Raw genomic sequence first — 20,854 nt, 5'->3', positions numbered from 1 at the left:
CGTAGCGTGGAGGGGTGGGAATCGATTCGTGGGCGAGCAGCCCCCACTCCGCGAAGGTGATGCGCGGGAATCGATCGCGCGACACGAAGCCGGAACTCGCGGTCAGACGTCTTCTGCATGCCGAGGGGTTGCGCTATCGCGTCAACGTTCGTCCTCTGCCGTCGCTACGACGGACCGCCGACATCGTGCTCGCTTCCAAGCGCATCGCGGTCTTCATCGATGGTTGCTACTGGCATGGCTGCCCCGAGCACTACGTGGCTTCCAAGTCGAACCGCGACTACTGGGACGTCAAGATCGAAACCAACGCGGCCCGAGACGCCCAGACCAACGCGGCGCTATCGGATGCTGGCTGGACGGTGCTGCGTTACTGGAGCCACGATCGGCCCGAGAACATTGCGGCTTCCATCCAAGACTCAGTTCGCGTTTTCACACGCCGGGACGATGCTGCGCGTTAGCCAGCCTGTGCTTCTGTCGGCTTCTCTGCGGGCGTTGGCACCGTTGGCTTTCTCGTCCTCGTGGCAGGGAGCTCCTCTGCAAGGGCGTCGACTACAGCTTGCGCTGTGGTCCGCGATAGTGCCAGGAGAGTTTCCTCCCCTAGGGGACTTGCCGCGCGGAGCGCGACCGGCGCGTGCCCGAGCGACGCAAGTAGAGCGCGAGCCGCTGCGCGCGCCAGCGGTGGTGGAACGCTGTTTCCAACCTGGCGGTGGCCGTGCCAGTTCGTCGTGTGGAACCGGAACCAGTCGGGATAGCCGTGGAGACGAGCCGCCTCGCGAACAGTGACCACACGGTCCTCGCGGGGATGGATCGGTCGAGGCGATGTATGGGAGCCACGTTCGGAACCGGTGCCAGCACGCAGCGTGCGGGACGGACCGTCGAGCGGGAGTCGATACAGACGGCTCTTCGGCTCGACGGCACCCAGCTCCGTCGCAGCGAACCGCTCGACGGTCTCTTCGGTGTGGGTGGTGCGGCGCGAGCCTGTCAGGTAAGACGGGTCCCAAAGGCGTGGTCTGGACTTGTCGCCAGGAAGCGGGTCGATCCCCGCCAGCGTGCGGGCGTAGGCACTCTTGATCGAGGAACGACGTGCGATGTCCGCCGTCCGCAACTCGACTTCGTCGGACGTCAGCAGTTGCACGTACGCTGACGGCGAGGGAAGCCCCTCAAATGCTTCTTCGACCGAGACTTGTCCGTCACTCTGAGCCGGCCGGGCGGGCGCGGTCTCGCCAAGCGCGCCCAGCACGATGACTCGTCGGCGTGACTGCGGTACGCCGAAGTTGAGACTATTGAGTGGCTTGTCGGTTCCAGAGAGCGCGTAGCCCGCGGCTCTGAGTCGTCTGAACGCCTTCTCCCGGATCGCGTCGAACTTGGTCTCCAACAGCCCTGCGACGTTCTCTAGGCAGAACGTCTGCGGCTTGATCTCTTCGACCAGGCGCACAAAGTGCAACAGGAGGTCGTTGCGCTCGTCGTCTTGCTCTCGCTTACCCCCGGATGAGAACCCCTGGCAGGGAGGCCCGCCTATGAGAGCGTCCAGTTGGTCAGGCCAAGGAACTCCCGGATGGAGTCTCTTGAAGCCGCGCTCGGCTGCGCCGAGTACGTCGGCGGCTGATAACTTCGAAGCGTCGCGGCACAGGACCTCGCACTGCGGGAAGTTGAACGCGTGGGTCGCAGCGTGCACGGGGTCGTACTCCACAGCGGCGACCACATCGAAACCCGCTTGCTCGAACCCCAGGCTCATGCCGCCCGCCCCGGCGAAGAGGTCAACCGCGACAGGCCTGGTCAGGCGGACGCTAGCAGAAGGAATCGACACACTCAGACGATCGCACATCCCATCCCCCCACGCACGCACCGGGTACCAAAGTCCCGTCCAGCGGGCGCAGGTCGGGCATCATGGGCACATGGTGACATCTGCCTCCGACACAACAGTCGATGCAGGCGCCGAGAAGCGCTTCTTCATCGAGATGCTGACCAAGGACATCGAGCTCCTACCCGCGATCGTCGACCTAGTGGACAACAGCGTGGACGGAGCACGGGGCCTTCATCCCGACGGGGACCTTTCCGGACAGTGGGTGAAGATCGAGTTCGGCGACGACTCGTTCACGATCTCGGACAACTCCGGAGGCATCTCGGTAGATGTCGCAAGACACTACGCGTTCCGCTTCGGCCGGTCGAAGGACTTCACTGGTGTGAAGCGTTCAGTGGGGCAGTTCGGCGTCGGAATGAAGCGGGCGATCTTCAAGATCGGACGGGCTTTCGCCGTACAGTCTGCACATCGTGGCGAAGCCAGCGCCGACGACGGGTCTCGCTTCTCGTTGAACGTGGATGTCGAACAGTGGGCTGTCCAGCAGGAGTGGACGTTTCAGTTCGAGCGTGTCGAGGAAGGCGTCGCGCTGGCCACCGACGAGGAGGCCGGCACGGTCATCTCAGTGACCAAGCTGCACCCCAGCGTCCAAGACGACCTGAAGGACCCCGCCATCGTTCAGGCCCTGCGAACGGAGCTGCGTGTCCGGCATCAAGAGTCGATTCAGAGCGGACTGCAGCTCCACCTCAACAGCGACAAGCCTCTCGTGGCGTCGCGACCGTCGCTTCAGGCATCGGACGTGATCCAACCGGTCTTCAAGGAGTTCCAGGTCCCGGGCGCCAACGGAGGGACCGTCGACGTCAAGCTCTACGCCGGAACCGTAGCCCCACGGAAACGCGACAAGGACTCTGACCCGGAAGACGAAGGACAAGCCGAGAACTTCCAAGACCCTGGAGATGCCGGGTGGTATCTCTTCTGCAACGACCGGCTGTTGCTGGTGGCGGACAGGACGTCGCTCACAGGCTGGGGTAACCCTGCGGCCGCTTATCACCCGCAGTACCGGTCGTTCCGTGGCTTCGTGTACCTGTCCGCCGACGATGCCGGCCTTCTGCCCTGGAACACGACCAAGACCGCGGTCGACCGCGACTCTCCCGTTTTCAGGGCAGTCCAGTCGGAGATGAAGACCGTTCTGGTCGCGGTTCAGGCCGTCATCAATCGGGCCAAGCAAGTGCGCGCTCGGCTGGAGGACGAGGAGCCGAAGCCCGACATCTTGGTGGCCCTGGACGAGACGCCTGACAAACCGATCACATCTCTCACGGCCTCGTCGAGCATGGTCACGCCACCTTCGCCGCCGGCCAAGCCGAAGGCGCCCCCGACGCCCAAGGTCCAGCGCATCCAGTACGTAGTCGATCCCGACAAGTTCGAGGAGGTTGCCGAAGCGCTCGGTGCCAGTAGCGGCTCGGAGGTCGGCCGTCTCACTTTCGACTACTTCTACGAGCAAGAAATCGGCTGATGGCTCGGCAGTACGAGTTCCGGCCTGCCAAGGCCGCGCAGCGTCGCATGATTGTCGATGCGTGCCGACGGCTGACGGCGATCGCCGCCCTCGACCAGTACCAGTACGTCGGTTTCGGTGGACTGGAGTTCATCGACTTCGTCGAATTCCACCGCGGCCTCGGTGTCCCGCAGATGACGAGCATCGAGCGGGATACGAACATGCTGCATCGGCTGGAGTTCAACAAGCCCTACAACGGCATCCGGCTGCTCATGGGCGAAGCACGCAACGAGCTCCCGCAGGTGGACTGGACCAAGCTCTCGATCACCTGGCTCGACTACACGGACGTGCTCACTACGGACATTCTACGCGATGTGGACTTCGTGGTGCGCTCAAGCCAACCCGGCAGCGTTGTCATCGTGACCGTCAACGGCGCGACGACCGGCGTCCGGCTGCCCGAAAGGTTAAGCAATCTGCGTATGAATCTCGGAGACCTCATCGCTGATGACCTCACCGATAAGGACATGGCGGCATGGGGGCCTACTCGGGCCGAACGAAGCGTCCTTCAAGCAGCGGCACACTCCGCCAGCCGCGAAGCCCACGGGCTTCCTCTGCGCCAACTCTTCAACTTCCACTACGCAGATGACGCCAAGATGCTCACGTGGGGCGGGATCGTGACAAGCCCGTCGCTCGACCGCACGATCGACTTGTGTCGGTTCGAGGACCTCCACTTCGTCCGCACCGGTGACGACGCATTCGAGATCAACGTTCCCGTGCTCACCGAACGGGAGATCACCTACCTGGAAACCGAACTCGTCGGTGCCGGTCCCCTACCGAAGATCAAGGGCGTGGAGCCAAAGGACATCCAGTCGTTCGCTCAGGTCTACCGCTGGCGGGTCGGCACCCGCTGACGGCGCCGCTTTCGCCCCGCGCTTGACCCTGGGCCCGCTCCGGGCGACCCCAATCAGAACACGTTGCACTCCGCCGACTACAGCGCCGGGCCGACGCCTCTCATATCAACGGCACGACGAGGTGTCCGATCGTCGCGCCCGGACTCAGCCAGGTCTCGCGCCTTTTCGAGGGCCGTGCGAGCGCGGGCGGCGTCGATCTTCTGCACTGTGTTCTCGGCTGGTGCTCCGAGCGGCGTGGACGTGGTGATCGTGTAGCGGTCGCGGTAGGCCGCGACGGTGCGGGACCTTTGACGAGGGAACACACGAAGCCGTCGAGCTGCGCCCGCGGCCTGTCCGGCCTCGCCTCGACCTATCGACAGGTCATCTTCGCCAACGTCTCGACCGTCTTCACCGCAGCGGTCGATGACAGTCTGATCCAGAAGAACCCCTGCAAGGCGCCTTCGGTACGCAAGCCGAAGCCGGAGCCGCGCACGATGACCCCCTGGTCGTCAAAGCAGGTGGCACTGGTTCGAGACGCGCTCCCGACCGCTATCAACTGGTCACGCATCTTGGTGCCGGGCTGGGCCTGCGCCAAGGCGAGATATTCGGTCTGTCACCCGATGACATCGACTTGGACAAAGGGCGAGATCGAGATCGTCCGGCAGGTCCAGCTCCGTGGCGGCAACAAGCAGCTCTTCGGGCTGCCCAAAGGACGTAAGACTCGCCGGGTCCCGCTCCCCGATTCGGTGCTCGACGCGATCAACGAGCACATGACGCACTACCTGCCGCGCAAAGTGACCCTGCCCTGGGATCGACTCGACGGGCCAGAGCGGACCTTCGCTCTACTGCTCACCACGCGGGAAAGGGGCGCGCTCAACCGCAACTACTTCAACACCCACCTCTGGCGTCCAGCACTTGAAGAAGCCGGCATCGAGGTCACCCGAGAGAACGGCACCCACGCACTTCGCCACTTCTACGCCAGCACCCTGCTCGACGCCGGCGAGTCGATCAAGGCACTCAGCGAATACCTCGGCCACGCCGACCCCGGCTTCACGCTCCGCACCTACACCCACCTCATGCCGACATCGACTGAGCGAACCCGCAAGGCCATCGACTCGATGTTCAGTGAGCACGACGGTAGGCGTCCGTCCGAGACCGCCAAGGAACCGGCAGAGCGCCGCTCCCCCGCCGAGAGCGTTCGACCCGCACCGGGCAGCTCGATCCTGCCGCCAACGCGGCCTGCGCCGCCTCGACCCGGCCCCAGCCTGTGATGTGAGATGCGTACCCACTGCACCCCAAACGCCTTCAGAATCAGTGTTTACGCAGGTCAGAGCCGGTGCACCAGTCACACCAACGACTTGTGCTCACACTGTCCGCCGCACCATGCCGCGACCTGGCGTTTTGACTCCGGGTCGAACAATCGAACAGGGTCACGCTGCGTCGCCCGCGACATGCGCACAGACATCACAAACCGCAGGGTCAACGCCGCGACGAGAGCGAGGATCGCCCACTTCAGCCAGGGGTGCTGGTCCAGCACTTCGAGGGCCAGGCCGACACCTGCTCCGGGCAACGAGCCCTCGTCGACGTTGCCCCGCGCTTGAGCGTTCAAGGCACCTCCTTTCGAATACGACGTAACGCCCGTCCGGAGCTTGGGGTCTCCGGACGGGCGCTGTCGTGCGAGGTACTACCTCAGCGGGTCAACTCAGAAGTCGCCCGCGGGCTTCGAGGAAGATGGTCGGCTCCCTCATCAACGAAGGATCAGTGAACCGACCGATGACGTCCTAGAAATCGCCCTGGTAGCCGCCAGCCTGAGCAGGCTGCGCGTACTGCTGCGGCTGCGCGGCGGGCGCGGCCTGGGGGGCCGACTGCTGCGGAGCCTGGGCCTGCGGCGCAGCCGCCTGCCCGTTTCCCAGACCGCCACCGTTCTTGGTGACGCGGGTGACGACGGCGGTCGCCCACTCCAGGCTCGGGCCGACGTGCTCGGCCTCCACCTCGAAGTAAGTGGTCTTCTGACCGTCCTTCTCGACGACGTTGCTCTTGAGGCGTCCGGTCACGATGACCTTGTCGCCCTTCTTGAGCGACTCGGCGATGTGCTCACCGAGGTCGCGCCACGCGGAAACCCGCATGAACGTGGTGTCTCCGTCGACCCAGGCGTTCGTGCCCCGGTCGAACTTGCGCTCGGTCGAGGCGACCGAGAACGAAGCGACCGCTGCGCCGGACGGAGTGAACTTGAGTTCCGGGTCGGCGGTCAGGTTGCCGACGATGACGATGTTGTTGTTTGCCATGCGATGAATCCTTTGAGTCGTGACCCGTCGGTGACGGGCGTTTGAGTCACTGCCACGGCTGGTCGGGCAGACCGTCCGCTTACTGCGTCTGTACGGTGCGACGAAGCCGACAAATCGACGCTTCGCTGTACCGTTCACTCAGGCAACCGGTGGCAGCCTGCACTCGCACGGTGCGACGAAGGCGACGTTTCGACGCTCTCGTGCAGCGGCCGCTGGCGCGCGGCCCGCTGAATGAGCCAGGCGTCCGGGCGCCAGTCCCACTCCCCCGTCGGATCGGCACCGTTCGCGGCGAGCACGGTGACGACCACGCCGTCGATGTCCGCACCGTAGAACGCCGACGACCACGCCGGGTTCGCCTCGACGACCGACCAGATGCCGTTGGTGCGCCCGACGTCCAGCACATACCCACGCGGTCCGGGCACGGCGTCGGCGACCCGACCTGCGAACAGCACGGCGCGGGCTGCGTCGAAACGGTTGATGGACATGCCCTCATGCCACGTCTGCCCGTTCACCAGGTACGGGCTGTGGGCAACGACGCGGCCATCGAGTACGAAGCACCGGACCTCGAGATCGAACGACGTCGGTGTCGTCAGCTGGATCCACGACCCGTCCGGCAAACCGGCCGCTGCTGCTTCGACGAGAAAACCCGACAGCGTGGACCGGACACCGGCGGGCAGGTTCTGCGGTTTCGCCTCGGCGACCTTGGCGAACCGAGGCACCGTCCAGCGGACGGCTCCGGATCGAAGATCGGCCAGCGGCACCGTCTCGATGCGTCGGTGGAGCGCCCACCACGGAGCGCTCGACAACCAGTGCGGTCCGGGCGCCTGCATCGACAGACCCGCTCGCGCAGCCCATTCCGTCGGGCACCAGAACGCGCGTCCCGGCGGCGGCATATCGAAGCCGAGATCGGACTCGACAACGACCCCGATCGTGTTGACACTCAGCCCATCAGCCACCCAGTGTTTATGGGTGACGACGCGCAGCGCGTCGATGTCAGGCATGGCTGCCTGCGGTCTGCGGCGACCGAACAGCTTGCCGATGCGACCGCACGTCGTCCGGGTCGGCAGTGCTGTGCGGAACGAAAACAGCGGCCAGGAGCAGGAGCGTCGTGCGCAGATCCGCGTACCAACCGAGCGAGGCCCCGGCCGGGATGGCTGCCAGAGCGACCGGGGCGACCCGCCGGTCGGGAGGGTCGGCCTCGAATCGACTCCTCACGCGATGTCGCTCTCTCGCGCCTTCGGTCCGCCGTCCACGAGCACGACGCACGGTCGGTTCACCGGGTACTTGTCCGGCGTCACTTCCAGCTGAAACCCATCTCGCGACACCCGGTGGTGCAGGTTGAGGTTGCTCAGGTCTTCCGCGATCGCGGTCACATCTGCGCCGGGGACCAGCACGGACTTCATCTCGCGAGCAAGCTTGCGGCTCGAGTTGCGCACAGACACGGCGACCGAGCTCGTCATGCTGATGATCAACGGATTGGATTCGTGTGATGAACCGCCCGTTGGGACCGGCCCGCTGTGGGCTGGTGGCGGCGCGCTCGGCGTCACCGGAATCGGATCCGGAACCGGCTCCGGCGCCGTCTGGATCACGGGCTGTAGCTGCACGGGAAACAGCTGGAAGACGTTGCTGGCCGCGTCGGCATCTGCCTCGTCCTCGACTTCAACGACGTCGACCGGCTCTTGCGGCGAGGACATATCGGGCTGCATCGCCGGCACGGAGAACATAGACGCGACATGCAGCGCTCGAACCGGTGCGAGGTTGTCCTGAGCCACCGACACGAAGTGGGTACCGAGCCAGAATGCGGAACCGATCATCTCCAACTGCTCGTCGGTCGAGTCGTCCTCATCAACATCGCCCATCGCCGAGATCTTCACCCGGCCGCGCATGCAGACAATGTCTCCCGGCTTCGGGTCGCGCAACCCGTTGGCGAGACGCGCTTTCTCCAACGACTCGGGCCACAGCACACCGGAGATCGACCCGGTGGAACCCTCGATGGTGAACCGCGCGAACTCACGTCCGCGGGTGTGACCGATCGTCCACTCAGACACCATCGCCTTCGTGGTGACGACCGGGCAGGGTGACAGGCCAGCGACCGGAACGCACGGAGCCTGATCCGGGTGCGGGTTCCACGCACGGACCTGCGCCTGCATCTCGCTCAGCGGGTGGCGACCGACGATGATGCCGAGACGTGCACGTTCACGGGCCGCGCGCTCGGCCACCGACCATTCGATCGCCGGGATCGGCAGGTCGGGGTACTCCCGCAGCGCCCGCAGTACGCAACTCATCCCCCGACGGGTGCCGTACTCGTCCAGCGCGCCGGCGTCGATCAGCCCTTCGAAGACGTTGCTCGGGATGAACTTGTCATCCACCTTCGCGGCCCGCAACAGGTCCCCGAGCGTCTTGAACGGCCCCCCGTTGCGCTCGATGATCTGCACGAGCTTGGCGGCGTTGTCCTTCACCCCAGCGATCTCGGACAGACCAAGCCGCACCGTGTGGCTGCCCTCGACAGCGGTGTCGAGGTTGCCGGCAGCCAGGCTCGGGCCGAGCACAGTCACACCGGACCGGCGCACCGAATCCAGGACCGGCAGACGCCTGTCCTTATCGGTGGTCACGGTGAGCTGGGCCGCAGCAAAGTGCGCTGGCCAGTTCGCCTTCAGGTAGGCCGTCATGTAACCGATATAGGCGTACGGCGCCGAGTGGCTGTTGTGACTGACAACCCCGTTGGCGACGAAGTTATGGTCAGTCCCCTCAGCCATCTCAACGTCGTAGACCAACTCCTCGCCGTCCGGGGTGACCGTGACGATCTCCAGTTCACGGGTGGTGTGCCCCTTGGCCCAACGGCGCGGTCGGTTGTTGTGCGCGTAGTCCCACTCCTTATGGTGCGAGACGCACTTCCACGCCAGGTTGGACGGCTGGTTGTTCGTCCGGTCGCCGTCCAGGTGCGCGCGCTCGAGACGCGTCTGCTCCCGGGTGACACCGCACTCGTCGCAGGCCGCCTCCGCGATGGTCTGCTCGGTCCATTCCTGCAGCCGGTTGTACCCACCGTCGATGAACCACCCAGAACGCGTCACCCCGTTGACTTCTGTGCGACTTCCGATGCGCTCACCGACGGTGACTCGACGGGACGGGTCGCTGGAATCCTGTCGCTCGTAGCCGCCGTCGGCGATCAGTGCATCGCCGGGGTTCAGCTGGTCGACGGTGCGGTAACCCTGCGCGGACAACCACCGGTGGTTGCCGGTCGAACGCAGCACCGTTCCGTCCGACAGTTCGATCCGGAACACCGGCTTCACACCGTGGCAGTGCACGTCTTTGACGCGCTGCGGGCGGATGCGCCCGTCGCTCGAGTCGTACGCCAACAGCATGAAGCCGCGGCTGTCGTTGAACTTGTAGAGCCACGTCGAGCAGCGGGCGCACATCCGTCCGACAGCTGTCGGACGCGTCGGACGCTCACCGCAATGAGCACACATTCCGGCGGCGACATCGTCGTCCCCGTAGAGTCGGTGATAGAGCTTCTCGATCGTCCACTTCTCCGCCTTCGGACCCGTCCCACGGCCCGTCCACAGCTCGGTTTCCCCAACTGCGCAGCTATTGAAGAGGTACGAGGCCGAGGCCTCGAAGGTGCGCCACAACTCCTTGAGGGTGTGCTCACCGAACGGAATCGAGGCTGCGGTGTCGGTCTCCGGGTTGTCGAGCGTCGCGATGGCGCCCTGGCGGAAGAAGATCTCCTTCAGGGCGTCCATGTCGGCTTTCTTCTTCTTGCTGAAGGCCTTGCGTAGCTTGTTGCGCTTGTCCGGTCCGAACCCGGCGACCTCACGCGCCAGACTCATCAGGTCTTCCTGCACGACGATCAGTCCGAGGGACTTGTCGAGGACACCGGCGAGCACTGCGGCCTCGGCCGGGTTGGAGGTCAGGTACTCGTAGCTGATCTCCTCCTGCCCGCGTCGGCGTGCGACGTACCGGTTGTGCATCCCGGCCCCCATCGGGCCGGGGCGGTACAGCGCGACGGCCGCCGACAGGTCATCCAGGCACGTCGGGGCGATGCCCTTGACGAGCTTGGTCATGCCGGAGGATCCGAGCTGGAACAGTCCGGCGGTGTCACCGGCAGCCAACAGCTCCCAGGTGCGGCGGGCGCGCTCATCGGTCTGCCCGTCCATCGGCAGCTTGCCGTAGGCCAGGTCGATCGGTTCACCGGTGACCTTCTCGACGTGCTCCTTGGCTGCCGCGATGATGTCCAGGCTCTTCAACCCGAGACGGTCGAACTTGGTGAAGCCCATCGCCGCGAGCGGATTGGAGTCCCAGATGGTGACCCACTGAGCGGTCCGCAGGTCCGGCTTTCCGTCCTCACCGGTGCTCGCGGTGCGCTTGTCCTTGCGCATTGGCAGGATGTCCAGCAGCGGCTCATCCGACAGCACTACACCGCAGGCGTGGATGCCGGGGTAGGACTTGGTGCCTTCGATGGCGACGGCCTGCTCGACCAGGTCGGCGGACATGTCGTCCTCTTCCATCTGGGCACGCAGCGGCGCGCCATCGAGTGACCACCGGACCTGGTTCTCGTTCTCCGGGTCGGGGTCGGTGCGCAGCAGGTCAGTCAGCGTGACGTCGGCGTGGTCCGGCACCATCTCAGCCAAAGTGGCGCCGAGGCTGGCGTACCCGGTGAGACGGCCGAGGTCGCGGACGAGGGACTTGGCCTTCTTGGAGCTGAACGTGCCGATCTGCGCAACGTGCTCGTAGCCGTACTTGTCCTGCAGGTAGCCGACGGCGCGGTTGAACAGGGCCTCGGGGAAGTCGATGTCAATGTCGGGCGGGTCCAGGCGCGTGACGTCGAGGAATCGCTCGAACAGCAGGTTGTGTTTCAGCGGGTCGACGTCGGTGATCTGCAAACAGAATGCAACGAGGGACCCGGCTGCCGAGTTGTGCACGACGTAGGAGTCGGTCATGAAGCTGTGGTCGACCGGCACTTCGAAATCGAAGACCTCGCGGACTGCGTCGGTGGTCTCGGCCGAGCGGACGCGCAGGTATACGAAGTTCTCGTCGGCGCCACCGAACTGGTCCTTGGGCGCGGTGAACCCACCCGTCGTGCGGATCTGCCAGGAACGCGCGCGGTTCGCGAACTCCGGTCGCAGGTCGATGCGATCGTCCACCCGGACGCCGGCCGGAGCGCCGATCGACCAGAGCAAGTCACGCACCTGCTGCATGAGGGCGGAGGAGGCGGTGCTGTACGAAGCCCTCCCGTCGTGCCGGGAGCCGTCTCCCCACCACAGCCCGTCGAGAACCATGCGCTTCTGCTCGAGCGACAGGTCTGCGACCCAGGTGGGCAAGTGCTTGGTGGTGGCGGACATGCGGTAGTCGGGCGCCAGAGATCGGAACAGCCCGAACACCGCAGCGGAGCGGATGTCCCACTGAACCAGATCCGTCGTTGCATGGCGCGCTTGTGGGACGTCCAGCCCCCAGACGCGCTTGACCAGCAGCGGGATGAGGTCGGTTGCGGTGCTGCCGCGCTCGGCGAAGCCAACGGCACGGGTGGAGTCGGTCCGCAACCACCCGTTCGAGGCGAAGGCGCCGAGCAGGAACAGCAGATCCTCGTTAACGGTCACGAATCGCGGAGTCCGGATTTCGACGGTCGCGTGTTGGCGGACATGGGCGTCCCACGCAGCGAACGACGCGAAGCCGTGGGACGACAGGTCGGTCCACAGTGCGTCGCGAGCCGCCTCGGACCGCGTAGCTCGACAGGACTGTCCGTTCGATCGCTGGATCGTGAGTGGACCGGTCTCAGTCCACCCACGAGCGATGATCGACTGGATCGTGTGACGGGAGACGCCGGTCCGAGCGGTGACCTCGCGCACGCTGTGCGGGTACGGCCTGTTCGTCGGTACGAGCTCGATGATCTCCTCGCTCGTGATGATGTGCCGGGTCTTCCCGTTCGCTGCGGGCAGCACGGACGCGACGTCGATGACCGACGGGGCGGTACCGGGCGAGGCCGGACGCGGCACGCACAGCAGATCGCCAACCTGAACCTCGCCCGCGGGCGTCCACTGCGTCGGGGCGAGGTCCTCGGCGTAGAAACGTCCGTTCCGAGCGCGCTTCCCGCCACCCTCGAAGAGACGCTGGGGGCTGACGAGGACCTTGTGGTCGCTCGTCATCGAGACACCGTTGCCGTCGGAGAAGGTGCGCAGCGTGACAAGCTTCTCCTGGACCTCGTAGCGGAAAGTGTTGCTGACCTGGCGCAGCGCGCCGGTGTGGGTGCGCACCGTGTCGCCACGCTGGATGTCGCGGATTGGCAGGTAGCCGGCGGTTGTCCAGATGAGAGAGTCGCCGTGCAGACAACCGCGGCCCGGTCCTGTCGGGTAGCCCTCGTTGCGCGCCCAAGCGATCCAGTCGTTGACGATGAGGAAATAGTCCTCGTATCCGAACTTGGAGATGACGTCGAACTCGAACTTGAGGCGATCTTTGACGCCCTGCGGCAGCGTCGGGTGGGGGTCGTTCGGGTCGCAGAAGCGCTTGACCGCACCGGTGCCGACAAGTTCGCGCAGCAGCCGGTTCTGCGGGCTGACGCCGTCGCGCTCGGCGTAGGCGAGAGTCACCGGGTTGGTGACCGGGAACTTCGGCATGCGCGGGCGGCTGGCCGGCAGGAAGTCGGCGAGGGTGCCCTCGACCATGTTCGCGATCTCGACCGAGGTGCCGATGATGTCCCGGTCACCCAGGATCTCCTTCGCCCAGGAGAACGCTTCGAGGATCTCCTCGGAGGTCCGCATGTGGTAGCCGGCTCCGTGGAAGCGGAAACGCTTGGGATCGTCCAGGTGCTTGCTACTACCGATCGCGAGCCAGCGGTCGTGGTCCTCACACTGGTCTATGTGGGTGTAGTGCGCGTCGTTGGTGGCGACCATCCGTAGGCCGTAGTGATCGGCGATGGCGACCTGCATCGGTAGCAGTGCGCGCTCGTCAGGGATCCCGTGATCCATGACCTCCACAAACAACCGTTCGGTGTCGCCGTCGAGGATGTCGAGCAGCTGCGCGACGATCTCCAGCCCGGCCTGGTAACCACCCCTGGAACGCAGCGCCACAGACAGTGGCCCGCCGAGGCAGCCGGTGCCGATGATGAGTCCGTCGGAGTACTGCTTGAGCAGTTCGAAGTCCATCAGTGGGTAGCTCTTGACGGACTGCGAGGCCTCGTTAGTGAGCCGGACGAGGTTGTTCCAACCCTGCTGGCTCTTGGCGAGCAGCGTCAGGTGGTAGCGGCTGACGACTCGGTCGCCTTCGGCGTCGGAATCGGCGACGCCCTCGATCGTGTCCGGGGACCAACGCGAACCGACGGCGACGTACGCCTCGACACCGCCGATGACTGGGATGCCGACCTCGAGGCCGGCAGCAGCCATCGCAGGCGCCGCAGCCAGCGTGCCGTGATCGGTGAAGGCGACCGCCGGCGCACCCTGGCGCTTGGCTTCACGGCACATGCCCACGGGTCGTTGGAGACCGTCAAGCGGACTGAACTCGGTGTGGTTGTGGAGGTGGACGAACGTCATGCTTTTGACGGTGCGACGAGTCGCACGATTCACGTTCCGTCGCCTGAACGCCGACTCCCGCCCGAGCCGGGTGGAGTCGGCGGGGCGGGAGTTCTGGGTCCAGTATCGGCTACGAGGCCGACAAGCGTCAGCTACTCGCCGGAAGATCAGTGTCCCAGCCGAGCGGGCTGTTCTCCAGTCCGGCAGCCTTGCGCGCGGAGTCGAACTGGTCCTTCATCTCGCGTTCGACCGGTTCGGCGTCAACGACGAAACCAGCGAACGTCTCGGCCAGGCGCGTCGCCGGTGATCCGACATCGCTCAGTCGTTCCTCGTCGACATCACGCAGCTGCGTGGAGGTTCGCTCGAAGTAGCTCGACATCTCCGCGTCATCCCCAACGAGCCACTGCCCCAACGCGCAGGTCATGACCAGCAGGCTGACCTTGTCCTCGAACGACAGTTCAGGACTGATGATGGCGTCCGAGACGATCTCGCGCAGCTGCTCTCCGGTCCGTCCGCGCGCGATGAGCTGCACCGGTTCGAGCATCGTGATAGCTGCATCGAGGGACCACTCCGGGTCGTCGATCTGGAAGATGAGGTCGTCGAGGTCGAAGTCGTCCAACACTTCATCTGGATCGCCGGACTTCCAGGACAGCAGCCGCTCCCGGTCAGCCTCGGCGTCGATACCGAGATAGTCCAAGATGTCGAACCACGTTCCGGTCTCCGGGTCGTAGCAACCCGTCTCCTGCATCTCGAATCCGACGCGCATGAGCCACCCGTCGATCGGCTCGAGCTGACCCTCGAAGGTCATCGGTTCGGCCAGTCGCTCCGGCAGCCATGCCAGAGGGTGCCAGAGCATCTCCGCCGGCCACTGGCGGGCTGTCGTGCCCACCGGCGGGAGCGGGGTCGACAGCACAGGCGAGGAGACCAGCTCGGATCCCTCGAAGCCGGTGTCCTGACTGAACTGGGCAAAGTCCACGACGTAGTCGATGAGGTCAGCGGGCAGCAGAAGGGATGTGCCAGGCGCAAAGCCGGGGCGACGCGACGACATCAGCAGACACCGCCGATCGGGGCGCGAGCGGCGAGGTCGCAGTGGGTCATGTCGGAGCCTCCAGTGGCTGATCGGGCGGTCAGGCGAAAACGGTTCTGCCTGTTTCATGGGTAGGTCGCGCAGACCCAGGGTGCCCACTTTCGACCCAGTGCGACCTACCCAGCCGTCGGAGCCGGTGGATAGACCCGCCCATGCCAACCCCGCACGGGCGCACCACCGATCGCGCAGCGGACGGTGGTGAGGGTCCAACTTCTTCCGGGGCCGGCCTACCCAGCCTGCGGAGCCAGTGGGTAGCGCCGGGCGCGGACAGCAGGACGGCGAGATGCGAGCGATTCGGGCCGACCCCGTGCGTGGTGGCACGCTCCCGATTCGAACCTGTTTGAACACAGAAAACTGCGAGATTCCGCGGGTTTACGAGTACGCTGCGACCTGCTGCGTAATCACACCCCGTGTCCAAGATCCGGGGGTAGGGCCCGAACTCCATTCGACATCGAGCCGTCCGCAATCGGTCGACCGTCAGGCCCGCCGCTCGCGCTTCGGCAGCCTCAGCCTTCGGATCACGACCGCTGCGCTGTTGGGGCGACAACGGGCCGAGCATGAACTCGATGAGCTCGAACGCGGAGGACGGCCCGACGTGCTGGGCGAGGTAGCACCCTCCAGGACGGAGAACCCGGTGGATTTCCGACCAGTCGGGTTTCACCGGGTGCCGTGAGCTGACCACGTCGAATGATGAGTCGTCGAACGGCAGCCCGCCGCCGGTGTCTGTCGCCACGACGCGAACGCCGCGGGCGCCCAGGATCTCGCGGGCACGTTCCGCGTTCGGTGCCCAGGATTCGGTCACGACCATGGTGCGGGGCAAACAGGACGCCTCGTTGACGACCTCTCCGCCACCGGTGTCGATGTCCAGCGCGCTACCGGCATGTGCCAGCCGCTGCTCCAGCAAGCGCGCATAACCCCACGACGGTCGCTGCTCATTGGCTCGACCTTCGAGCCAACCGAAACCCCAACCGGTCACGTCGGCATCCTCGGCCTCGGTCACGAGGTCTTCGAACGAGCGCATGAAGCAGACCATCTCCCACCCGACGCGACGCTGCAATCGATTTCGGCCGGATAGAGGCACCCGAGGACCGACGCCTACGAGCGGGTCCTGGACTCCGACGTCCGCTACCGCTTCGTCATCGACACCAGCACCCTGGGTTGAGGCTCACCGTTCCGGCCCGGGAGGGCGCATACTGAGGGGTGATGACAAGTCGATCCGGCGCTCCGCGGAGCCACCTCGCCACCAGTCCCTTCGCGCCCAAGGTCGAGCCGGTGATCCAGCAGTTCGCGCTGCACGACCGGGTCTGCCACCAGACCTACGGGCTGGGGCGCGTCGTGGGTGAGGAGTCTGCGGCCGCGACCGTGGACTTCGGCAACCGCACCATGCGCATCGTCAGCCCCTACGCCAAGCTCGAGAAGCTCTAGGCCTGGTGCTCTCGTGCCGCCGAGGAGGCGGCACGGGAGCATCCGGTATGCCGTGCGGCGGGCTGATCGTAGGTCCGCACCTCCGCGGCGCTCGGGATCTCGAACAGGCCCCGCCAGGTCTGCAGGTCCTCCAGGGTGATGGCGCGATCCTCCCGGCCGCGCTCGGTGATCCGGCGATGCAGCTCCTCATCAGGGGCATCGAGGTAAACCAGTTCGACCCGCGCGCCGTGGCTGCGAGCTAGATCGCGCAGCTCGACCCGCTCGCTGCGCGCCCACGTCCCCCACTCCAGCACCACGCTCACGCCGAGCGCGAGCAGGTCCTCCAGCAGACCTCGCTGGAGCGCCTCGACGCGGGCCCGCGCCGCGATGTCCCAGATGCTCTGCCCGAGCTGCTCCAACCACTCGTCCGGGCAGAGCCGCACCGCGGATCGCTCGGCAGCCAGACGCCGGGCCAGGGTCGTCTTCCCGCTGCCGGGCAGTCCGCAGACGAGGAGCAAGGTCGCCGGTGACGGGCGGTCGGCGCCAGGATGCGGCATACCGAAGAGCCTAGGTGAGTGCATGGCATGCTGGGCCTAGAGGGGCCTGACCCCGGTTCTTGGACACGCTGAATCCAGCACCTGGTGCTGGGGAAGCGAGATGATCGAAGAACCATGGCCAGGAAGAACTACTCCGAGGAGTTCCGTCGTCAGGCCGTCGACTTGTACGAGTCCACCCCGGGCGCCACGGTCCGCGGCATCGCCGAGGACCTCGGCATCGTGCGTGGCACGCTGCGGGGTTGGCTCGAGGTCTACGGGACCGGCAAGAAGACCGCCGCTGACGGGACGTTGACCTCCAGCCCGCTGCAAGCCAAGACGTCCGCCGCGAGCTCGTCGGCACCGACGGACGAGACGCCGGAGCAGAGGATCGCCCGGCTCGAGGCCGAGAACGCGGCGTTGCGAGCGGAGACCACCAAGCTCACGACCGAGCGGGAGATCCTGCAGCGGGCGGCCAAGTATTTCGCCGGGGAGACGCGCTGGTGAGTCGCTTCCAGTTCGTCGCCGACAACTCCGCCACCTTCGAGGTGAAGCGACTGTGCGAGCTCGTCGAGATCGAGCGCTCGTCCTACTACGCCTGGCTCAAGGCCGCGCCGGCCCGCGAAGCCAGAGCAGCTGACGACGCAGCGCTGGCTGAGCGGATCAGAGCGGTCCATGCCGAGGACAACACTCAGGGCGCGCCGCGGATCACCGCCGAGCTCAACGCTCAACTCGGTGACAGCGCGGCTGCCGGTGAGCGGGTCAACCACAAGCGTGTCGCGAGGGTGATGCGCTTTGAGGGCATCCGCGGCTACATGAAGAAGCGCCGGGTCCGCACCACGATCCCCGAGCCGTCGGGGCAGAAGTACCCCGACCTGCTCCAGCGTGACTTCACCGCCGAGCGCCCCAACGAGCGCTATGTCGGCGACATCACCTACCTGCCGCTGGCCGACGGGACGAACCTGTACTTGGCGACCGTGATCGACTGCTACTCCCGTCGGCTGGCCGGGTGGGCCATCGCCGACCACATGCGCACCGAACTCGTCCAGGACGCCCTCAAGGCCGCCGCCGCGACCCGGGGCAGCCTCAAGGGCGCTGTGTTCCACAGCGACCACAGGTCGGTCTACTGCTCGAAGGCCTACGCCAAGCTCTGCCGCAAGCTCGGCGTGACCCAGTCCATGGGCGCCGTCGGATCCAGCGCGGACAACGCCCTCGCAGAGTCGTTCAACGCCACGATGAAGCGTGAAGTCCTCCAAGACGCCGCCTGCTGGAGTGACGAGCTGACCTGCCGTCGGCAGGTCTTCAGATGGCTCGTCCGCTACAACACCAAGCGACGCCACTCGTGGTGTCGCTACACCTCGCCGGTCGCCTTCGAGACCGGCTACACCGCTACGCTGCGACCTGCTGCGTAATCACACCCCGTGTCCAAGATCCGGGGGTAGGGCCCGGACACCCGGCTGTTCATCGTGGTCACCGGTTGGGTCAAAGTTTCGCCCCGCGTTTCCGCAGGTCAGCAGCGGTTTGATTGGTACAAGTCCGAGGATTTGTACTTTTGAACAGCGCGCACGTAGTGCTTATAGGGGTGATTCGTATATATCTACTTGCCGAAAACAACCATACATATAGGAGGTACCCCCTTATACCGTTACTAACCTCGTACAAAAGATCAAAAAGTAGTAGTAGTAGTAGGGTTTCCGGCTCTGACCTGCAGAAACGTGGGTGGCGATTTTGAACCAACCCGTGAACACAAGGGCTGCGGAGGGGTTCATTTTGGACGAAACAGCCCTGTTTTCGGCCCAAGATGACCCAAAGTACCGAATGTGACGCAGGCCACACACTGCCGACTACCCCTACGCGCGCGCGGGCGCGCGCACACGATGGGAGAAGGGGTCGTGCTCATCCTTCCCCCATCGCCGGTGTCGCATCTACGAAACTCGGTAGATGGCCGTATATTGCATGGGTATCGTCCGCTATATACACCTAGATTTAGCTAGATTTCCTAGAGTGCGCTAGACACCGGTAGACACTGCTCGGGGTGTGGCCCGTCCTTGGCGTCGCGCACCTGCCCGCCATTCCTTCGGACAGAAGGCGCAGGAGTGCCGTACGAGGAGGAGTTACTCATGACCACCGTTGATCCGTCTGGCGCCATCCACGACGCCAAGGGACGCTTCGCCGGCCACGTTGCCAGCGAGGCCGGAATGGAACTGTCGGCGGCCGACCAGGCACCGGCATCGGATGCTGTCGACAAGAACTGGCGCACCGAGCGCGCCGAGCAGTTGGCCTCGATGGGGTACGTCCGGCCAGCCGCGACACCGACGAACATCCCGACCACCACCACCGACCGGATCTCCGATTGGTGGACCAACAGCTTCATCGACGCCGAGCACGGTCACGCCGACGGCGACTACCCGGTGATGCCGGATGACAACACGCCCGGCATGCACGGCGGCCGGTCGCTGGCCGGAAACCGCCGCACGCACCGGATGAACTACTCCGGCGCTGGCATCAGCCTGCGGATGCCGTCCAAGACCGCGATCCACCGCTTCGCCAAGGAACGCGGTGCGCGCACCTTCGACGTTCCACTGTCGGTGACCGCGAGCGATGGTTCGACCAAGCACGGCACGGTGCGGGTGGTGCGCGGCGAAGGCAACATCTGGAACGTGAAAGCCCTCGGCTTCTCCGGCTCCTCCGAGATCGAGGTCTCCGAGGGGGTCAAGGCGATCTTGGAGGGGCAGCGCGCGCGGACCGCTCTGGCTGAGGCGGGCGACCTGACCCGGCAGCGCGTCGAGGGGATGACGAAGATGGGCGCCGCGGAGAAGACCGTTTCCTCGGAGTGGGTGAAGGCCGTTGGCCTGACGACGAATGACGGTGGTGATCCGGTCATGACGATGCGCACCAAGCCGTACGAGCGCAAGGACGGCACCGTCACGCCCGGCCGCAGCTACGGCTACAAGGTCGACCTCGAGACCTTCAAGGCGATGTCGAGCTCGGGCGAACCGGGTCGGTTCTTCAACCGTCAGATCAAGGGCAAGGCGACACCGGTCGAGGTGATGGAATGCGACAAGTGCCACCGGTTGTCGGCCCGCGCTGACCACGTCTGCCCGACTCGTTCGGTCCCGGCAGCACCGCGCCCGAAGACGCAGGACGCAACGCGCGCCTCGTGGCGTGAGGCAGCAGCCGCCCGGATGGAGCGATTCCGCCGACGCGACTGACTCCCGAGCACTGACGACACGGCCGGTCGTGCGCGTCTAGGCTGGCTGTTCGCACGGTTGGTTCCCGCCGTCGCACCGTTGCAGCTGAACGCCCCGGACATGGCTGGGGCCGCGCAGAAAGGCACGATCTGTGGCACTGCTTCAGAGCACACTCGAGGACGGCGGGCAACCACTACTTCCCCCGCACCCGCACGGGGACGCATGGCAGTTCGTGATGTTGTTCGGTGACCACCAGCAGGCAGTCGCGGACACGGCATCTGAGCTTTTGTCGCTCGTCATCGACGGCTACGGCTCGATCGTCGACGACCAGTCCGCCTTCCTGGCCCGGCTCGATCACGCGATCGCTGTCAGTGCCGGCGTGCAGCACTCCGTGGTGGCATCGGCTATCGACGGTGGCTACCAGCTCGACGACGACGACGTCACCACGGCGCTGTTGTCGAACAAGGGGCAGCCGCTGCGGATCCCCCCTGAGTCCTGGGATCAGCCGGTCGCGCTGATCCTCGTCGCGACGCATTACGCGCCGTACACCGACACCCCTGCTCCGTCGGGTGAGCTCGTCATGCTGGTCGATCCGAGCAGCGAGAAGGAATACCTCAGCGCGTTGGACGCTCTCGGGCTGCTGACCTTCCGGGAACTGAACCTGGCCTGATCGCCCGG

Annotated in this window: 17 protein-coding genes; 8 read left to right on the top strand and 9 right to left on the bottom strand. The window is 65.5% G+C overall.

The genetic code is table 11. The features are described from left to right. The first annotated feature begins 14 nt into the window (after positions 1-14). Positions 15-455: a very short patch repair endonuclease gene (locus FB459_RS10560; RefSeq protein WP_246092409.1), complete on the top strand. Its 441-nt coding sequence runs from the start codon at positions 15-17 to the stop codon at positions 453-455. On the opposite strand, the gene FB459_RS10555 is transcribed toward FB459_RS10560, so the two are convergent. Beyond that, positions 452-1,822, bottom strand: coding sequence for a DNA cytosine methyltransferase (locus FB459_RS10555; protein ID WP_141928459.1), 1,371 nt, complete (start codon positions 1,820-1,822; stop codon positions 452-454). The genes FB459_RS10560 and FB459_RS10555 overlap by 4 nt on opposite strands. Positions 1,823-1,892: 70 nt before the next feature. Here FB459_RS10555 and FB459_RS10550 point away from each other — a divergent pair, with 70 nt between their 5' ends. The 3 genes from FB459_RS10550 (at position 1,893) to FB459_RS10540 (ending at position 5,448) form a co-directional block, all read left to right on the top strand. Then, a complete protein-coding gene (locus FB459_RS10550; RefSeq protein WP_211345177.1) occupies positions 1,893-3,308 on the top strand; it encodes an ATP-binding protein in 1,416 nt (471 codons plus the stop codon). Then, positions 3,308-4,198, top strand: coding sequence for an O-methyltransferase (locus tag FB459_RS10545; protein ID WP_141928457.1), 891 nt, complete (start codon positions 3,308-3,310; stop codon positions 4,196-4,198). Before FB459_RS10550 ends, FB459_RS10545 begins: the two co-directional genes overlap by 1 nt. 287 nt (positions 4,199-4,485) lie before the next feature. Beyond that, positions 4,486-5,448 carry a tyrosine-type recombinase/integrase gene (locus tag FB459_RS10540; RefSeq protein WP_141928456.1) on the top strand — a complete coding sequence of 321 codons (963 nt, stop codon included), beginning with the start codon at positions 4,486-4,488 and terminating at the stop codon, positions 5,446-5,448. 74 nt (positions 5,449-5,522) lie between these two features. Here FB459_RS10540 and FB459_RS10535 read toward each other — a convergent pair whose 3' ends face one another. The 7 genes from FB459_RS10535 to FB459_RS10505 form a co-directional block, all read right to left on the bottom strand. After that, a complete protein-coding gene (locus FB459_RS10535; RefSeq protein ID WP_141928455.1) occupies positions 5,523-5,786 on the bottom strand; it encodes a hypothetical protein in 264 nt (87 codons plus the stop codon). A 172-nt stretch (positions 5,787-5,958) separates the two neighbouring features. Continuing rightward, on the bottom strand, positions 5,959-6,462 hold the full coding sequence (ssb, locus tag FB459_RS10530; protein WP_141928454.1) for a single-stranded DNA-binding protein: 504 nt from the start codon (positions 6,460-6,462) through the stop codon (positions 5,959-5,961). 134 nt (positions 6,463-6,596) lie between these two features. Then, complete coding sequence (locus FB459_RS10525) at positions 6,597-7,463, bottom strand: ATP-grasp domain-containing protein (protein WP_141928453.1); 867 nt, start codon at positions 7,461-7,463, stop codon at positions 6,597-6,599. After that, positions 7,456-7,677, bottom strand: a complete 222-nt coding sequence (locus tag FB459_RS10520) for a hypothetical protein (protein ID WP_141928452.1) — start codon at positions 7,675-7,677, stop codon at positions 7,456-7,458. Before FB459_RS10520 ends, FB459_RS10525 begins: the two co-directional genes overlap by 8 nt. Further along, positions 7,674-13,982 carry a PHP domain-containing protein gene (locus FB459_RS10515; protein WP_141928451.1) on the bottom strand — a complete coding sequence of 2,103 codons (6,309 nt, stop codon included), beginning with the start codon at positions 13,980-13,982 and terminating at the stop codon, positions 7,674-7,676. The genes FB459_RS10520 and FB459_RS10515 overlap by 4 nt, the downstream gene beginning before the upstream one ends. Positions 13,983-14,109: 127 nt before the next feature. After that, positions 14,110-15,009, bottom strand: a complete 900-nt coding sequence (locus tag FB459_RS10510; RefSeq protein WP_141928450.1) for a hypothetical protein — start codon at positions 15,007-15,009, stop codon at positions 14,110-14,112. Between the two features lie 79 nt (positions 15,010-15,088). Next, positions 15,089-16,069 carry a class I SAM-dependent methyltransferase gene (locus tag FB459_RS10505; RefSeq protein ID WP_141928449.1) on the bottom strand — a complete coding sequence of 327 codons (981 nt, stop codon included), beginning with the start codon at positions 16,067-16,069 and terminating at the stop codon, positions 15,089-15,091. Between the two features lie 182 nt (positions 16,070-16,251). Here FB459_RS10505 and FB459_RS10500 point away from each other — a divergent pair, with 182 nt between their 5' ends. Next, entirely contained in the window at positions 16,252-16,473 is a 222-nt protein-coding gene (locus FB459_RS10500) for a hypothetical protein (RefSeq protein ID WP_141928448.1), read from the top strand. On the opposite strand, the gene FB459_RS10495 is transcribed toward FB459_RS10500, so the two are convergent. Beyond that, positions 16,470-17,009, bottom strand: coding sequence for a P-loop nucleotide/nucleoside kinase family protein (locus tag FB459_RS10495; protein WP_170221862.1), 540 nt, complete (start codon positions 17,007-17,009; stop codon positions 16,470-16,472). The two genes, FB459_RS10500 and FB459_RS10495, sit on opposite strands and share 4 nt — an antisense overlap. A gap of 114 nt (positions 17,010-17,123) precedes the next feature. On the opposite strand from FB459_RS10495, the gene FB459_RS10490 reads away from it, so the two are divergent. The 3 genes from FB459_RS10490 (at position 17,124) to FB459_RS10480 (ending at position 20,846) form a co-directional block, all read left to right on the top strand. Beyond that, positions 17,124-18,397, top strand: a protein-coding gene (locus FB459_RS10490; protein ID WP_425472344.1) for an IS3 family transposase whose coding sequence is annotated in 2 segments (ribosomal slippage) — positions 17,124-17,472 and positions 17,472-18,397 — 1,275 coding nt in all. Because the reading frame shifts where the segments join, the coding sequence is not laid out codon by codon here. A 708-nt stretch (positions 18,398-19,105) separates the two neighbouring features. Then, the gene (locus FB459_RS10485; RefSeq protein ID WP_141928445.1) at positions 19,106-20,197 is read left to right on the top strand and encodes a KTSC domain-containing protein; all 1,092 of its coding nucleotides are present in this window, start codon (positions 19,106-19,108) and stop codon (positions 20,195-20,197) included. Positions 20,198-20,327: 130 nt separating this feature from the next. Further along, the gene (locus FB459_RS10480; protein WP_141928444.1) at positions 20,328-20,846 is read left to right on the top strand and encodes a hypothetical protein; all 519 of its coding nucleotides are present in this window, start codon (positions 20,328-20,330) and stop codon (positions 20,844-20,846) included. Positions 20,847-20,854: the final 8 nt, after the last annotated feature.

The sequence above is a fragment of the Yimella lutea genome, from assembly GCF_006715095.1.
Taxonomy (GTDB): Bacteria; Actinomycetota; Actinomycetes; order Actinomycetales; family Dermatophilaceae; genus Yimella; species Yimella lutea.
The sequence above is the reverse complement of the archived record's forward strand: the minus strand, read 5'-3'. Positions and strand labels throughout refer to the sequence as shown.

Bases quoted from the DNA above. Each gene is read 5' to 3' on its own strand.
- FB459_RS10505 (WP_141928449.1), bottom strand. From the start codon at position 16,069: ATGCGCTCGTTCGAAGACCTCGTGACCGAGGCCGAGGATGCCGACGTG.
- FB459_RS10550 (WP_211345177.1), top strand. From the start codon at position 1,893: ATGGTGACATCTGCCTCCGACACAACAGTCGATGCAGGCGCCGAGAAG.
- FB459_RS10500 (WP_141928448.1), top strand. From the start codon at position 16,252: ATGACAAGTCGATCCGGCGCTCCGCGGAGCCACCTCGCCACCAGTCCC.
- FB459_RS10515 (WP_141928451.1), bottom strand. From the start codon at position 13,982: ATGACGTTCGTCCACCTCCACAACCACACCGAGTTCAGTCCGCTTGAC.
- FB459_RS10555 (WP_141928459.1), bottom strand. From the start codon at position 1,822: ATGTGCGATCGTCTGAGTGTGTCGATTCCTTCTGCTAGCGTCCGCCTG.
- FB459_RS10545 (WP_141928457.1), top strand. From the start codon at position 3,308: ATGGCTCGGCAGTACGAGTTCCGGCCTGCCAAGGCCGCGCAGCGTCGC.
- ssb (WP_141928454.1), bottom strand. From the start codon at position 6,462: ATGGCAAACAACAACATCGTCATCGTCGGCAACCTGACCGCCGACCCG.
- FB459_RS10510 (WP_141928450.1), bottom strand. From the start codon at position 15,009: ATGTCGTCGCGTCGCCCCGGCTTTGCGCCTGGCACATCCCTTCTGCTG.
- FB459_RS10485 (WP_141928445.1), top strand. From the start codon at position 19,106: ATGACCACCGTTGATCCGTCTGGCGCCATCCACGACGCCAAGGGACGC.
- FB459_RS10495 (WP_170221862.1), bottom strand. From the start codon at position 17,009: ATGCCGCATCCTGGCGCCGACCGCCCGTCACCGGCGACCTTGCTCCTC.
- FB459_RS10525 (WP_141928453.1), bottom strand. From the start codon at position 7,463: ATGCCTGACATCGACGCGCTGCGCGTCGTCACCCATAAACACTGGGTG.